Here is a 16,312-nt window from a genome sequence, read left to right as displayed (position 1 = left end):
ACTATTGTAGCACGCGAACAGTCATTCCGTCAGCAGGCAGTCCCTCACTTCGTTTATTGATATGACTTGAAGTTTACATCGGTGACAAGGGCTTCTTTGTTACTTTTACGGTTGTTGTCCGTATAACTCACCTGACTTTCAGAGGATAAGCGAAGAGGCAGACTGCTCTTCCGGTCTACGGTGAGATGATATACCGTCTGTACGCTCGCTTGTTTCATCATCTGTTGCATCGTTGTTTCACCCTGTTTCCAAACGTTGTCCAGATCCTTCTCCAGCTTCTCCTTACGCGCCCCTTTCACCGTTGCTGCCTTATGCATATATTCTGCCCGAATGGCGTTCATCTCGTCGTTTAGCTGGGCTACAGCCCATGTTTTGGCGTCTTCCGGTGCAAGTTCAATCCGTAATATTCTGGTTCGACGACCGGACCCATATTCGGATTTGATGGTTTTGTTCATCTTATCGATCTTCTCCATTTGGGCTATTGGATTGAAGCGGGAAAGAGAACCACGCAGCGGCTCATGTTGCGCTGACAATGCCATCCATTGCCCTTGTTTCCGCTCGAAAGAGGCGCTAAACCCACTGGGCTGTCCGTTATTTTTTACGGCAGTTGTCTGAATGCCTGTGCCCACAGCAGTTACTTCTCCAGGTAATCGCGTCTGAAGGGTTAGGCGATCATGATTCTCCAGCTTGCCTTCGAATTTAAACTGATTCTCGAACAGTCCACTGTTCTCCCGGCGAAGTCCTGCTTCTCCTTCAAAACTCAACGTTTCTTTTCCCGCTATCCCCGATAAAGCCAGGGAAAAAACCTCTTCAGGCGTTTGATCTCGCTGGAACCCACAACCCGGAACACCAATAATCACGATGCTCACAAATAACCATAATGTACGTACCGAACGGCGGTTAAGCATGTCTATCTTCACCCTTCCATGAACTTTCTCCATAGATTGCCCCGCCCGTATACGCTTATACTTCCTTCTATACACAACTTGATCTCCGATGCACAAAAAAAAGAGAACGACTCCGCAATTGGAATGGTTCTCTCTTAACGCGTTACATTCTGTTCCTCTACAACGATTCTGTTCCGACCACCATTCTTCGCGCTGTACAAAGCCATATCAGCCCGATAAAACAATGACTCTACACTGACCTTTTCATCCATCCAATTCCACTCTGCGATGCCACTGGATACCGTGACAAGCGGTCTGGTCTCTTCCGCGACTCTCTTTCGAATCACTTCCGCGTAATCCAGCGCCTGCCTTACACTCACCTGTGGCATATAGATCGCCAGTTCTTCTCCACCCCATCTGGCGCAGACATCCTGCGGGCGAACAGAGCTGGTAACGATCTCACTCACTTGTTTCAATACTTGATCCCCCGTCTGGTGTCCGAATGTATCATTCACCTGTTTGAACTGATCAATATCCACCACAATGAGGGAACCACAGAATTCATGAGCCTGCCGCTCGTGAATCACACTATCCAGATAATGCCTCACGTACAGACCTGTCAACATATCCAGATTAGCCAATCGTCGTACCTCAGCATGCAGCGTAGCATTCGACAAGGCAATCCCGATATGAATGGATAACATCTGTAAGAGTCGATAGTTATCATATGAAAAATAATGCTCTCTACTATGTCCCAGCAAAATGACACCCTTCACTTCACCATTAACTCTGATCGGAGATGCGATCAGTGACATGGACCCCGTATCTTCCATGAAAAAGGAGGATACTTTATTATATTGCGCATAATTGGGTATAATAAGCGGTTCCTCTGTTCGATACACCAATCCTGCGATACCGTAGTCTACAGAAAAGGATTGGTGAAAAACATCTTTTACGTTGGATGACATGACTTCGAAGTCATTCGTACTGTCATTGAGTTGAAGAATGCAACACGTTTCAGCCTGGAATATTTCTTTTAACTCTTGCTCAGACAATTGATAGATCTCCGAAAGATGCAGACTCTTGTTCAACCGCTGTGTAAGATCATTAATTAAACGAAGTTCCTGAATTAACATATTGGATTGCTCGTGTAATTTGGCGTTCTCAAAGGCCGTGCCTGCGGTGTCTACCATCATCGTAATCAATTGCAGATCCGATTCTTCCATAATCTCTTCATTCATTTCGATATGGAACACACCGTATATGCCTTGCTTGCCTTTCAGCGGAATCCCTACATCTACAATGCGGTTCTCTGCATCATCTGAGCGAGCAACGATCAGCTTGCCTTCCATAAATGAACGCACACATATATCTTCTCCTCGCTCATGGACAAGCAACGGTTTAATCCGCGGATCAGAGTTACTCTGATCCTGGGACATATACAATTTGATATAAGTGGCCGGGTACAAGTAGTCCATACTGTCAAATACCTCATCCAATATGGCCTCGACATCCATTTTGTCATGCATTCGCTGGACAATCTGAAAGAGGATGGACCTCCGGTGTTCCTCACGTGCAGTTTGTTCATGAGCATGTAAAAGGTCCGTCATAAATATGTATTCAAATCTTCGGTAAAAGCAGGTGTGATAATGCAATGCCTCAGATTGAACCACAGCTTCAGACGTTTCATATCGATTGGATTCATAGATCACAGCAGTGAATACGGCAAACATATCCTTGTTCGTTCTGGAGAATAAGGGATGTGTTATTATAAGATATTCACCGCGTTCGCTTGTCCCTTTAAGGGACAGAACCTGTCTCTTATCCAAACATTCCAATACCAGCCTGCGTGCATCCACGCCCGGATCAGCTTCAAGATCCCTATCGTATCCTATGCAATCGCCTTCCGTGTTCCACACGCTGTAAAAGATTGTCCTGGCAAGGCTTGAACCCACTCTGGAGTTCCAGTCACTGTATGCCTGCTCTAGCAAGCTGCCCAAATATGAAAAATCAAAAGGTGTGATATCCATTTTTTGCATCCACAACACATGCTCTTCATGAGAACGAGAAGCGGCAAAAGATGCGGAATCGCCCGAACTTCGTGAATTCAAGCTGGCAGGTAAACTTCTTAGATGTTCTAACATGTCAGGCGCTCCTTTGCACCGTTTTTGCATCCACCAGGATGCATTAATCTGCAGACGTTATCGCAAACCTGCAAATTCTTTGCGATAACCTTGTTACATAAAGATGATTTAAAGTTAAGATACAATCTATTTTACTCTGTTTAAAGCTTTTTTGCATCCATATTTCAGAAAATTGTCCCATTATTTTAGGCCCAACGACCTATCGACAAATTTAGACGTTTTTTTGCTTTTATTCTGCGCTTGACTTTGGTTCTCTTAAACTGTAATATAAATTGTTGATGAAGACTACTAATGGGTCTTTAAATTTGGGCATTACCGGTTGTGTCACCCTCATTCTTTTTGTTGCTTTCAGGACAGCGGCTGAACTTTCCTGATCGTTCTATGCGAGGTCAAGCCCGCATCAACAAATTGGAGCGCAAACAGAGCCCTAATATGAACTTTAACTAAAAAGGAGCTACTTTAAACATGGCACGTTACACTGGTCCTAAATTTAAATTGAGCCGTCGCCTCGGCATTTCCCTTAGCGGAACAGGCAAAGAATTGAAACGTCCTTTCCCTCCAGGTCAGCACGGAGCTAACCAACGCAGAAAAATGAGCAACTACGGTATGCAATTGCAAGAAAAACAAAAATTGCGCCACATGTACGGTTTGGGCGAGAAGCAATTCCGCACACTGTTCTCTAAAGCTCAAAAAATGCAAGGTATTGCCGGTGAGAACTTCATGTTCTTGCTTGAGTGTCGCCTTGACAACCTCGTTTACCGCCTTGGGTTTGCTAACTCCCGCGCTGGAGCGCGTCAGTTGGTAGCACACGGTCACGTAACTGTAAACGGCAAAAAAGTCGATATCGCTTCTTACCAAGTAAGCACTGGCGATGTAATCGGCTTGCGTGAGAAGAGCCGCGCTCTTTCTTCCGTTAAAGAAGCTTTGGAAGGCCGTTCGCATCTTCCAGCATACGTTGAATACAACGAAGCAGCTGTAGAAGGTAAATTCATCCGCTTGCCTGAGCGCGCTGAATTGTCCCAAGACATCGATGAAAAACAAATCGTCGAGTTCTACAACCGTTAATCGTTGCAATCACATTAAAGTTTCAATCCAAACAGCTGTCGAGATTTTCTCGGCAGCTGTTTTTCTATGCTTTTTTTTCGATTTATCTTCATTATAGAACCTCGAATATCGATATAAAATATAACCTCCCTTTAGGAGAAGCACTGATCCATATAAGCATCACAAGAGAGACATCGAGGGGGAATAAAAGCATGCATTTTTTTCGCAATCGCAAGCTTGCTGTTAAGCTCGGACTTCTACTCGGAGTTGTGTTACTCTGCTGTATTGGAGCCCTGATTGCATTTAACACCAAGTCCATTTACGACAAGAGCCTCCAGTACGGTGAAAGCGTTGCTGGACAGGCTGCAAATCGGGCTACGAACGAGTTTATGACAGACATTAATCAGGTCAAAAACACATTGGACACCATGAGTACTACGTTATTGGATGCCGCCCAGAACGGCTCACTCAATCGCGAGGAAGTCGCTAGACTCCTTGAGCAGTATCTGAGAAAGGATGAGAAAGTTTTTGGCTTCTATACGGGCTGGGAACCTAATGCCTTTGATGGGAATGATGCCGATCATGTCAACAAAGAAGAATATGATGATGATACGGGGCGATTCGTTCCGTACGTTATACGCGATGGCAACTCTCTACATTTTGAACCTCTGACTACCTATGAGGGAAGCGGTGAAACTAGTACTTACTATCAGCAGCCAAAGAAAACCAAATCCATCTATTGGTCCGAACCTGTTACCTACACGGTTGGCGGAAAAGAAACACTACTCGTTTCGATTGTCCTCCCCCTATTAGATGAAAACAATACTTTTCTCGGCATTGTTGGGGCCGACTTTACCATTGATCGTTTTCAGCAAAACATAGCATCACTTAATCCGGATCAGGGTTATGCCATGCTTATTACGAGCGAAGGACAGATTGCTGCACACGGCTCCAAACCGGAACTGGCTCATGAAGGAGCCGTCATTCCATCTGATATGAAGACGGTCATCCAGCGTATCCAGTCTGGCGAGTCTCAGTTTTACGCCACTGACCCTGAAGTAGGGGAAGAACTGTTTATTGCTGAGCCTGCCAGGTTACAAGGGACGGATTCAAACTGGTATCTTGTATCAGCGCTGCCAAAGAGCCATATCCTTCAACCCTTCTATGACAGCTTGAACTGGTCCATACTGATTGCCGCACTGGCAGTACTTCTGCTTGCAGGTGTGGTTACTTACACCATCCTCTCGATTGTGAGACAGTTGAATCAAGTCAACATCGTCGCTGGACAGCTCGCTGGCGGAGATTTGACACAAAAGTTACCTGTACGCTCCAAAGATGAATTCGGCGTCATGGCGGGTCATATGAATCAGATGATGGATACACTGCGTCATACCATATCGGTTATTTCCGAACATGCCCTTTCTGTGGGCTCTACCTCTCAACAGTTAACCGCAGGTGCTGAAGAAACAGGTAAAGCTGCCGAACTGATTGCATTAACAGGAGTGGAAGTTGCAGATAAAGCAGGCAGACAGGTGCAGGAGCTGCAAGAGTCCTCTCGTTCCATGAATGAAATATCTGTAGGGATCGGAAGAATTGCACAAGCCGCCTCCGATGTATCCGATTCATCACGAGCGGTGGCTGAGCGAACAACGGTTGGAACTGATAAGATTCAGTCCGCCATGCGTATGGTCGATAGTGCCACCTCTTCTGTACAGACGTCCATGACCGCACTGGAGAATTTCCGACAACGTTCTGAAGAGATTGGCCATATTACAGGCATGATCACGGAAGTTAGCCGTCAAACCAATCTTCTTGCACTTAATGCTTCCATTGAAGCATCACGTGCAGGGGAACACGGGCGCGGGTTCGGTGTTGTCGCTTCTGAGATTCGTAATCTGGCCGAACAATCCAGAACATCAGCAGCGCAGATTGCAGCATTAATTCATAATGTTCAGCAAGAGGTCCTTTCTCTCGTTGAAAATATGGAACAGGGAAATGCCGAGGTTAGCCATATATCCGAAGTGATTAATGAGAGCGGTGAACTATTCCTCTCCATCTCATCACAGATTACAGATGTGAATGAGCAGATTGAACATGTCTCAGCCATTGCGCAGCAGATGTCAGCTGGATCACAGCAGGTTGATGCCACGTTAGTGCAACTCAAAACCATTGGTCATGAGACAGCAGATCACGCAACTCGTATGGCCTCTGCCTCAGAAGAACAACTCGCATCCATGGAAGAGATTACGGCGGCCTCTGCCTCTCTCGCTAATCTCACCCAGGAACTGCTAGAACTGATTCAACGCTTTAAAACCTAATATAGAAGACCTCAAATACGACACATCATTCAGGCCACCCTATGCACCTCAGCATGGAGGTGGCCTGCTTATTTTGGCATACAACTCATGAAATGTGCTTCAATATCGCATGATATATAGCATAAAGCATGGCAGAATGGCAAATTTCGACCATTACTTGTATTTCTCAGGCATGCAAACCCGCCTTTTTATGCTATAATAAGTGCTGTTAAAAGGAGGAAGACACTGAATGGTTGATGTTAATAAGAAAAAGCCCGATGAACAGCCTGTACGCAAACGCAGCTTTGTCCGCAGACTGGGAAGTTTCGTCAAATGGATGGTTGTCCTTGGATTTATGGGGGCACTATTTGTAGGCGGTGCTTTGATGGGTTACGTCAGTTCCATTGTGAAAGACGAGCCTGTCCGTTCAAGGGCCCTGATTGAACAAAAAGTCAGCGAAAACTCCATCACAGGCTTTGCTTACTTTGCCGACGGCAGTCCGATCGGTCAGTTACGTACGGAAGAAGACAGGCGTCCGGTCACTACGGACCAGATTCCACAAAAGGTTATTGATGCAGTCATTTCGATTGAAGACAATCATTTTTACGAACATAAAGGTGTAGACATGAGCGGAACACTACGTGCCGTGAAACAAAAAGTGCTGAAAGAATCAGTACAAACCGGTGGTAGTACACTGACTCAGCAATTGGCACGGCGTGTGTTTTTGAATCTGGATCGCACGGAAGATCGGAAAGTGAAAGAAATCTTGCTCTCACTTCGACTCGAACGTTTCCTGACCAAAGACGAGATCATGACAGCCTATCTGAACAAAGTTCCTTTTGGTAATGGTTCCAGCGGTTACAACGTTTATGGAATCAAAGCGGCCGCCAAAGGATTGTTCAATATTAACGATCTGGAAAAAATCAACATTGCTCAGGCTGCTTATCTTGCTGGATTGCCTCAACTCCCCTCCTCTTACTCCGCTTTTAACGGTAAGGGTGATTTTGTAGAGGAAAATTTTGACCGCGCAATCAACCGTCAGCATCTGGTACTGCGCCGTATGCTTGAACTGGGCAAAATCAATCAGTCCGAGTATGACGAGGCTCTTGCTTTTGATATCAAAAGCTCACTCGCTCCGAAGACCATCAAAGCTTACAACACTTATCCATATCTTATGATGGAAACGGAACGACAAGCTGCACAGATTTTGATGAAACAGTTGAATTCCGATACAGCGGAATCTACTGACAAAGGTACAGATGCAGATACACCTCAGAAGGAAAGCAGTGCATTATTAGAAGAAGCTCAGACGCAACTGCGGACAGGTGGATATCGCATTTACACAACCATCAACAAAAGTATCTACAAAACGATGCGTACCATTGCGGAAGATGACAGCAACTTCTCAGCAGATGATCCTGTCAAAGGGAAAGAACAAACTGCTGCCATGCTGATTAATCACAAAACGGGTGCTATTCTGGGCATGATTGAGGGACGGGATTTCCAGGATGAACAGATGAACTACGCAACGCAGATGATACGTCAGCCAGGTTCAACGATGAAACCTATAGCCGCTTATCTTCCTGCGTTAGATGAAGGTCTTGTTCAGCCAGCTTCAATTATTGATGACTCACCGATTATTTTGAAAAGCGGTCCGAGCGGGTACCACATTGCAAAGAATGCCAATAACCGTTACCAAGGCCTTGTTACGGCCCGCAGAGCACTGAACTATTCACTTAATATACCGGCTTTGAAGTTGTTCAATGAAGAAGTCGGAATCGACAAAGCATGGGCCTTTGCCAAGAAATTAGGAATCACCACCATTCAGAAGGAAGACTATCAGGCTCAGACTGGTGTTCTCGGAGGTCTCCAGTACGGTGTAACCGTTGAAGAACTGACCAGTGCCTATGGTGCCATCGCCAATAATGGTGTATATAACGATTCCTACATGATTAGCAAAATTGTAGATTCCAAAGGCAACATCGTCTATAAACACGATACTGAACCTGTTCAAGCCTTCTCGGAGCAGACAGCATACCTCATGACGGATATGCTGCGCACCGTTATTACAGAAGGAACGGCAGATAAAGTACGTGAGAATTACAAATATTCGAAGAGTGTACCGATTGTAGGTAAAACGGGTTCCACTCAAAACTATGCAGATGTCTGGTTTGAAGGTTATACACCAGATGTCACACTTGGCGTGTGGGTTGGATACAAACAGCCGGTAAATACGCTGGAAAGCAAATCACAGCGAAAACGTGCGCAGCAACTGTGGTCGAAAATCCTGAATGAAGTGATCGATACGCAAAAAGATCTGTTCGTCACGGATTCGTTCAAAAAACCATCTGGCATCGAAACGCGTACAGTATCAGCTTACAGCGGCAAGTTGCCAACATCCATGACTGACAAATTTGTTACAGATATTTTCAACAGCAAGTTTGTTCCGAAGGATAGCGATGATGGTGTCGCCAAAGCCAAATACATCACTTACAATGGTGTAAATTATATTCCGCGTGACGGAACACCTTCGGACATGTTGAAAGAAAAAACAGTAATCAAGCGTAAAAAGCCAATCTCGGATCTCATCAAAGAATTGCAAAATGCATTCACACGTATGAGTCGACATGAGTCTCTTGCTTATTATCTTCCTGAAGATGCTGATGCAGACATGCCGACACAGATTGATCCAAGAACAGATAACGGTAAAGCTCCTGATGCACCGGGTAACGTACGAATCTCAACCTCGGGTGACAGAGCTGTCATTACATTCAATGCCACACCTGAAAATGATGTCGTGGGTTATCGTTTGTACCGTTCTGTGAACGGTGGAGGATTCCAGAACCAGGGTCAGGTTGTCCTGACTGGTGAATCCAGATCATTCTCTGCATATGCAGCACAAGGCGGCAACTTCGCCTTCTATGTAACCGCAGTGGATGTTGCAGGCAGAGAGTCTGCTCCGAGCGCTACAGTAAATAGTGCTGGAAGTGTGGCTCCTCCTGTGGAAGAAGAGATGAATGAGCCGATTGAAGTTCCAGGTACAGTCATTACGCCGGGAGAAACGCAGACCGATGATACGCCAACAACACCCCCAGGCACACCTGGTCAAGTCAGCGTATCTGCCCTCACTCAAGGACTGCGCATTCAATGGGCGTCAACGTCAAACGCGGATAGTTACGCTGTATATTACAGTGAAACAGGCTCGGCTCCTTTCACCAAAATTGGAACAACAGCGGGTAATACTTTGGATTACGGAGTACCCGCATCGACCAGTGGATGGTTCAAGGTATCTGCCAGTAACAGTGCGGGTGAATCCGAACCTTCTGCAGCCGTACATTTTCAACCCTGATTCAGGCATAGTGATCCAAAACAAGTCGTATCCTCAGACCGTATCTGAGGGTGCGGCTTTTTATTTGCATATGCAGCAGCTAAAAAAGCCTGCTTTCATGCCATTGGCATAAAGCAGGCTTTTAAACAACGTTAGTCTTCAATGGTGGATAGATCTCCTGTTGGCAGATCAAGCTCCCAGGCTTTCAGTACACGCCGCATGATCTTGCCGGAACGTGTCTTGGGCAGTTTATCCTTAAACTCAATCTCACGCGGAGCAGCATGGGCAGACAGGCCCTCTTTGACAAAACGGTAGATCTCTTCTTTCAGCTCCGGTGTCGCCTCATATCCTTCACGAAGCGCCACAAAGGCCTTGATGATCTCCCCACGTGTCACATCCGGCTTACCGATTACACCCGCCTCTGCTACCGCAGGATGCTCCACAAGCTTACTCTCCACCTCAAAGGGGCCGATACGCTCGCCTGACGAGTTAATCACATCATCAATCCGTCCCTGGAACCAGAAATATCCTTCTTCATCCATATAAGCGGAGTCACCGGATACATACCAGCCCGTAAGCCTGAAATACTCCTCGTATTTCGCAGGATTATTCCAGATCTTCGCCATCATGGATGGCCAAGGTGCCCGTATGGCGAGATTACCCATACTGTAAGGAGGCAGTTCCTGTCCGCGATCATCAATAATGGCTGCTTCGATACCAGGCAACGGACGTCCCATGGAGCCAGGCTTGATCGGCATTCCAGGATAATTACAGATCAACTGTGCACCTGTTTCCGTCATCCACCAGGTATCATGAATTCGCTGACCATAGGCTTTCCACCCCCAACGAACAACCTCCGGATTCAGCGGTTCACCGACAGACATGACATGACGCAGACTGCTCAGATCAAACTGTGCAATCGTCTCTTCTCCTGCTCCCATCAGCATACGAAAGGCCGTTGGTGCACTGTACCAGATCGTGACTTTGTTCTTCTGGATGGTGCTATACCAATCTTGCGGACTGAAACGGCCGCCCCGTATCACATTGGTCACTCCGTTGAGCCATGGAGCAAAGAAACCGTAAGAAGTCCCTGTGACCCAACCAGGGTCCGCAGTGCACCAGTACACATCATCCTCACGTAAATCCAGAACAACTTTACCTGTATAATAGTGCTGAATCATGGCGTTTTGAACATGGTATACCCCTTTCGGTTTACCCGTAGAGCCTGAGGTATAATGAATAAGCAAACCATCCTCACGATTCAACCACTCCACTTCCATCTCATCCGAAGCGGCAGACATCTCTGCATCAAAATCGATAAGTCCTTCTTCAGTCTGCACGCCCCCACCCACAATAAATATATGTTTGAGTTCGGGCAACTCGGAACGTTTGATGCGTTTCAGCAATTCCGGCGTTGTCACAAGTGCTACTGCACCGCTATCCTCCAGCCGATCCTTCACTGCTGTTTCCATAAAAGCTTCGAATAGAGGGCCCGCGATGGCTCCAGCTTTCAATATACCCAGAAGGCTAAAATACAACTCAGGGCTCCGTGGCATAAAAATAAACACCCGTTCCCCTTTGGCTATGCCATATTTGCGGAGAACGTTCCCGAACCGACTCGACTGTTCACTCAGATCAGCAAAAGTATAGGCCTCTTCGCGTGAAGCATCGCTATACAATAAAGCGGTTTTTCCGCCCCTTCCTTCCAGTACATGACGATCAATTGCTTCATGCGCCATGTTTACTTTTCCGCTGGCGTGCCACGTAAAGTGCCTTTCCACCGATTCCCAATCGAACCGGCTTCTCGCCTCCGTGTAATCGCCCAGATTAGATTCAGACACAACCGTTTGCAGCATCTCACCATGTGCTTGACTCATGCTTGCCAGCCTCCTTCAACTCGACATTTCGATTCCCGTTAGGGGTCATTTCTCATTGCCTTTGTGTTGACTGAACTTCCAGTTAGCGCTTACATTAGTAGAGAGAACTTCTCATCATGTACTTGCTCGGCCAAACAGATGTTATCCATACTGTATTGAATTGTGAACATTTTTTGTCTACGCAATTATAGCAAATCTTTTCAATTGTCGTCTATGGCTTTTCAATTTTTTGGATTTTTTGCTATAGCGTTCTTTTTGAAGAACCTCTATAAGTAGGGAGAGAGGAGCATGAACCATGGAACATATCAAAGAACATCATATGCGTTCCATCTTCAAGTCCGGCCACCGGATTACTGTTGAAGGCCCCGTGCAGGCCGAGGAGATAAACCGTCTTGCCTTCCATTCGGATCTGGATGCCTTCCGGCGCCCAACGGAGCAGCAGAAAGCTCTGGCCGAGATTGCAGCATTGCCTGAAGGTCGAATTATCATTGCACACGAAAATGAAACGATTATCGGCTATGTAACCTTTCACTACGCGGATGATTGTGAACGCTGGTCCGAGGGCAACATGACTGATCTGATTGAGCTTGGGGCAATCGAGGTTGCGGACGACTATCGGTCGCTTGGCATTGGACGTGAAATGTTGCTTACGGCTCTGGAAGATCAATACATGGAGAACTACATTATTTTCACCACAGAATATTATTGGCATTGGGATCTGAAGGGCAGCGGACTAAACGTATGGGATTATCGCAAAATGATGGAGAAGCTAATGCAAACGATCGACATGACCTGGTATGCAACAGACGACCCTGAAATCTGTTCACATCCTGCCAACTGTTTGATGGTGCGTATCGGAAGTCAGGTGCCCATCACATCGGAAGAACAGTTTGATCGTGTACGCTTCCGCCATCGGTTCATGTACTGATTTGATGTTCTGTTGGGAAAACGATATACATAACAAAGACCGCCTCTCGCAGCTTGATCCATACCTCATGGAGCAGCTAATTGAAAGGCGGTCTTTCATTCATAATGAATCGCTTTACTATCCAAGCCTATGCCATTACATATTTCCCAACATATGCTCCACAATGCGATGTGAACGCTGCGAAGATTGCACGGTAAATTCAGCAAAGTTCACATGGGCTGAACCATCCGCTTTATCCGACATCCCACGAAGGACAACAAATGGTACACGATTCATGTAACAGACCTGAGCGACTGCAGCCCCTTCCATCTCGGCACATGCGCCGTCCATTTCAGTATATAACATGTTAACCGTATCTTTATTCGCAATAAACTGGTCTCCGGATAACACTTTACCGATCAGGTAATTGGCCCCCAGCGCTTTACACGCTTCTTCAGCCAGTGTAATAAGCGAAGCCTCGGCAGGGAACGCCGATGTCTCCTGGTAAGGAATAACCCCGCGTTCGAATCCCAGTGGTGTCACATCCATGTCATGCTGAACACATACAGACGATATAACCATATCTCCAATGTTCAGCTCCGGGTTAACTGCACCCGCAACACCTGTGAAAATAATGCGATCAACCTGAAACCGATCAATCAAGATCTGCGTGGTAACTGCTGCGTTCACTTTACCTACACCAGATTTGCACACGACAATTTGCTTGCCCAACCACTCGCCTGCAACGTATGTAATCCCGGTTTGTTTGACCGTCTCCAGCTGCTTCATACCTGCCAGCAAAAGTTCCACTTCCTCATCCATTGCTCCGATAATCCCAATCGTTTCACGCATCTTCGGATACCTCCTGTTTTCACTTTTAACCTCATTCAGCACAAAAGCTCCGTCTCCGGAGCTCTCGCATATCCACTATGTAGAGAGAATGGCTTCTCCCTTTCCTGTATAAAATCCCGATTAAACTACATCTGCGTGACTTACAGACAGACGAAGAATCGTTTCATGCGGCAAAATAACCCGAGGGTTCTCCACATTTTCCTTTTTCATCAACTTGGTCAGCAAACGCATCGCTACTGCGCCAAGGTCGTACATTGGCTGAGCCACTGTTGTCAACTGAGGACGCACCATGGAAGCCATACGGATGTTATCCACACTAATAATCGAGAAATCATCCGGTACTTTCAGGCCTTCATCCTGAATGCTGTGAATGGCACCAATCGCCATTTCATCTGTTGCAGCAAAGATCGCCGACGGTTTCTTCTTCAGTCCGAGGAAATATTTCATCGCTTCCACACCGGATTCATAACGATAGTTACCGATACGTACCAGATCCTCCTGGTATTCCATGCCTGCTGCTTCCAGCGCTTTCTTGTAACCTTGGAAACGGGCATATCCATTCGCAGGATCTTGGAGTGTTCCACTGATCATTGCAATTTCCTTGTGTCCATGACGAATCAGGGTGTTTACCGCGTCAAACGCAGCCGCCTCGTGGTCAATATCCACTGAAGGGAATGTGCCCTTCTCATCACTCGTTGCACAAAGTACGATCGGCACAGCCGCAGACTGGAACGCCTGAATGTGTTCGTCCGTTACTGTTCCGCCCATGAAGAGCAATCCATCTACTTGTTTTTCGAGCAACGTGTTAATAACACGAATTTCTTTTTCTTTTTTCTTATCTGCATTACACAAAATAATATTGTAGTGATACATATTCGCAATATCTTCAATTCCGCGGGCAATCTCCGCGAAGGTTGAGTTCGATATATCTGGAATAACGACCCCGACCGTGGTTGTCTTTTTGCTTGCCAGACCTCTGGCTACCGCATTCGGACGATATCCCAACCGTTCGATGGCTTCATATACTTTTTTCCGCGTTTGCGGTTTGACATTAGGGTTATTATTAACTACCCGTGATACCGTTGCCATAGACACTCCAGCTTCACGTGCCACATCATAAATGGTTACCGTCACAGTACTTCTCTCCATTACCAGTAAATTTTCATACCATTTTCATTAAGATTTATATTACGACAAATTTTTGCATTAATCAATTAAAATAGGCTTTAGGACTCACTCAAAACATTCGTAAGTGTGGTTCTAGTAATATCTGAATGGGAAGTATGCCATACAGGAATTCCCTTTTTGATCAAGATCGCCTGTGGAGATTCGTGCTTAACACCCAGCTTATCTGCTACTTCATTGGATACTGGGCGATCTTCCACAACATAGATGATGCCATACTTCACTTGTTCATTGGCATTGTTAAGCAAATAATCGTTCATCTCCTGATAAGCGTTCGAGCTGATCGGGCAGCGCGTGCTGTGCTTAAACAGAAGCAAGGGTTGATCCTCGGTAGCCTCCAATGCGGAGTTTAGCTGTTCAATACTTGTCATTTTAGTCATGTCAGCCATTAGATATACATCCCCCTTTACCAGGAATACCGCTATGTTGAGCGTTTTCACTCTTCGATATCTTAACAAAAAGTGCGCAAAAAAGCCAATTTTCATGAAAACAAGCATTTTACACGTCAAAATTAGACAGCATTTGAGAAGTACTCCTGCCACACAAATCCGGATAATTGACTTAATCTGCGCTCCGTGGTCTCAATCCACTCTGGATCACCAGACTTTGTTGCGTAACCCATAATGTCCAACAGCAGATTGATACGCTCTTCCACTGCTTGCTGCATTCGATATTCCATCTCCCGATCGGTGGCATCCGGCCAGGCCAGCAGTTGCTCATGAAAGAGGTCTGCCAGTTCATTACGTTCACCAAAAGATACGTCTTGCTTCACAGGTTGTTCACCCAATGTGCTTATACATTCTGTTAAATCCGGCTTGACTGGCGGAAGCACTTCGTAGGATACACAATCTGTACACGCAAATACGGGTACGTTTCGAATCTCCACCTTTTTGGCGTAAACCACTGTTCTTAATTCCAATTCCATTACATGTCCACATCTGCACGACTTGCGCACAACCATCACCTCATTCGTTCTCTACTCTATATACGTACCATTCGACCTATTTCGGCTCAATTCCTGCTGCAAATCAAAGGTTGCACAAATTACCACTCCCTCCAGATCAAGGTTGTCGAATGTAGGCAGTCACTGACTTGTAATCGCTTCCTCTAAAATGAACATGCACTTCCATGAACTCCCTCTGAGAATCTGTTACAATGAAAGACGCGACATCCCTAATCACCACACAAAGGAGAGATGGACATGAGATTAACCGGTAAAAAGGTCATCGCTCTGGTCGATGAAGAATTCGAAGATTTAGAATTGTGGTACCCTGTGCATCGGGTTCGTGAAGAAGGTGCAGAAGTGCATCTTGCTGGAGAGAAAAAAGGAAAAACCTATATTGGCAAATATGGTGTGCCTGCTGAAGCGGAATACAGTTTTGATGAACTCGACAGTTCAGATTACGATGGCATTCTTGTACCAGGCGGCTGGGCACCGGACAAGCTGCGTCGTTATCCCAAAGTACTGGAGCTTGTAAAAGAAATGAATGCAGACCGGAAACCGATTGGACAGATCTGCCATGCGGGCTGGGTGCTGATCTCTGCCAAAATTCTGGACGGGGTTACAGTGACCTCTACACCAGGCATTCGGGATGACATGGAAAATGCAGGTGCAATCTGGAAAGATGAAGCGGTTGTCGTTGATGGACATATCATCTCGGCACGTCGTCCGCCTGACCTTCCACCTTACGGCAAGGCATTCTGCGATGCACTCGCTGACAAGTAAAAATAACCCCATTGTGCGCTCATGCACAGTGGGGTTATTTTGTATAACAAGCTTTCTAATACAAC

The 16,312-nt window shown here is 46.1% G+C and carries 12 protein-coding genes; 5 read left to right on the top strand and 7 right to left on the bottom strand.

All coding sequences use genetic code 11. From position 1 onward, the window contains the following. Positions 1-53 precede the first annotated feature (53 nt). Positions 54-941, bottom strand: a complete 888-nt coding sequence (locus tag ACE3K2_RS01845; RefSeq protein WP_421886028.1) for a hypothetical protein — start codon at positions 939-941, stop codon at positions 54-56. A 101-nt stretch (positions 942-1,042) separates the two neighbouring features. Next, entirely contained in the window at positions 1,043-3,031 is a 1,989-nt protein-coding gene (locus ACE3K2_RS01840; RefSeq protein WP_421886025.1) for a sensor domain-containing diguanylate cyclase, read from the bottom strand. Between the two features lie 465 nt (positions 3,032-3,496). Between ACE3K2_RS01840 and rpsD the strand changes: the two genes are divergently transcribed. The 3 genes from rpsD to ACE3K2_RS01825 all read left to right on the top strand — a co-directional run bounded on the left by rpsD (position 3,497) and on the right by ACE3K2_RS01825 (position 9,721). After that, positions 3,497-4,096 (top strand): 30S ribosomal protein S4, encoded by a 600-nt coding sequence (gene rpsD, locus ACE3K2_RS01835; RefSeq protein WP_062835377.1) that lies wholly within the window; start codon positions 3,497-3,499, stop codon positions 4,094-4,096. A gap of 191 nt (positions 4,097-4,287) precedes the next feature. After that, a complete protein-coding gene (locus ACE3K2_RS01830) occupies positions 4,288-6,393 on the top strand; it encodes a methyl-accepting chemotaxis protein (RefSeq protein WP_421886022.1) in 2,106 nt (701 codons plus the stop codon). A gap of 229 nt (positions 6,394-6,622) precedes the next feature. Next, positions 6,623-9,721 (top strand): transglycosylase domain-containing protein, encoded by a 3,099-nt coding sequence (locus tag ACE3K2_RS01825; RefSeq protein ID WP_421886019.1) that lies wholly within the window; start codon positions 6,623-6,625, stop codon positions 9,719-9,721. Positions 9,722-9,852: 131 nt separating this feature from the next. Here ACE3K2_RS01825 and acsA read toward each other — a convergent pair whose 3' ends face one another. Beyond that, positions 9,853-11,577: an acetate--CoA ligase gene (gene acsA / locus ACE3K2_RS01820; RefSeq protein ID WP_421886017.1), complete on the bottom strand. Its 1,725-nt coding sequence runs from the start codon at positions 11,575-11,577 to the stop codon at positions 9,853-9,855. A gap of 295 nt (positions 11,578-11,872) precedes the next feature. On the opposite strand from acsA, the gene ACE3K2_RS01815 reads away from it, so the two are divergent. Then, a complete protein-coding gene (locus ACE3K2_RS01815; RefSeq protein WP_421886015.1) occupies positions 11,873-12,505 on the top strand; it encodes a GNAT family N-acetyltransferase in 633 nt (210 codons plus the stop codon). A 135-nt stretch (positions 12,506-12,640) separates the two neighbouring features. On the opposite strand, the gene ACE3K2_RS01810 is transcribed toward ACE3K2_RS01815, so the two are convergent. The 4 genes from ACE3K2_RS01810 to ACE3K2_RS01795 all read right to left on the bottom strand — a co-directional run bounded on the left by ACE3K2_RS01810 (position 12,641) and on the right by ACE3K2_RS01795 (position 15,446). Further along, positions 12,641-13,336, bottom strand: a complete 696-nt coding sequence (locus ACE3K2_RS01810) for a 5'-methylthioadenosine/adenosylhomocysteine nucleosidase (RefSeq protein WP_421886013.1) — start codon at positions 13,334-13,336, stop codon at positions 12,641-12,643. A 120-nt stretch (positions 13,337-13,456) separates the two neighbouring features. After that, on the bottom strand, positions 13,457-14,470 hold the full coding sequence (gene ccpA / locus ACE3K2_RS01805) for a catabolite control protein A (protein ID WP_062835383.1): 1,014 nt from the start codon (positions 14,468-14,470) through the stop codon (positions 13,457-13,459). A 92-nt stretch (positions 14,471-14,562) separates the two neighbouring features. Next, complete coding sequence (gene ytxJ, locus ACE3K2_RS01800; protein ID WP_421886010.1) at positions 14,563-14,910, bottom strand: thioredoxin family protein; 348 nt, start codon at positions 14,908-14,910, stop codon at positions 14,563-14,565. A 122-nt stretch (positions 14,911-15,032) separates the two neighbouring features. Beyond that, on the bottom strand, positions 15,033-15,446 hold the full coding sequence (locus ACE3K2_RS01795) for a hypothetical protein (RefSeq protein ID WP_421886006.1): 414 nt from the start codon (positions 15,444-15,446) through the stop codon (positions 15,033-15,035). A gap of 276 nt (positions 15,447-15,722) precedes the next feature. Between ACE3K2_RS01795 and ACE3K2_RS01790 the strand changes: the two genes are divergently transcribed. Beyond that, entirely contained in the window at positions 15,723-16,247 is a 525-nt protein-coding gene (locus ACE3K2_RS01790; protein WP_036674874.1) for a type 1 glutamine amidotransferase domain-containing protein, read from the top strand. Positions 16,248-16,312 lie beyond the last annotated feature (65 nt).

Origin of the sequence: Paenibacillus sp. (assembly GCF_048976745.1) — a bacterium.
Taxonomy (GTDB): domain Bacteria; phylum Bacillota; class Bacilli; order Paenibacillales; family Paenibacillaceae; genus Paenibacillus.
The sequence above is the reverse complement of the archived record's forward strand: the minus strand, read 5'-3'. Positions and strand labels throughout refer to the sequence as shown.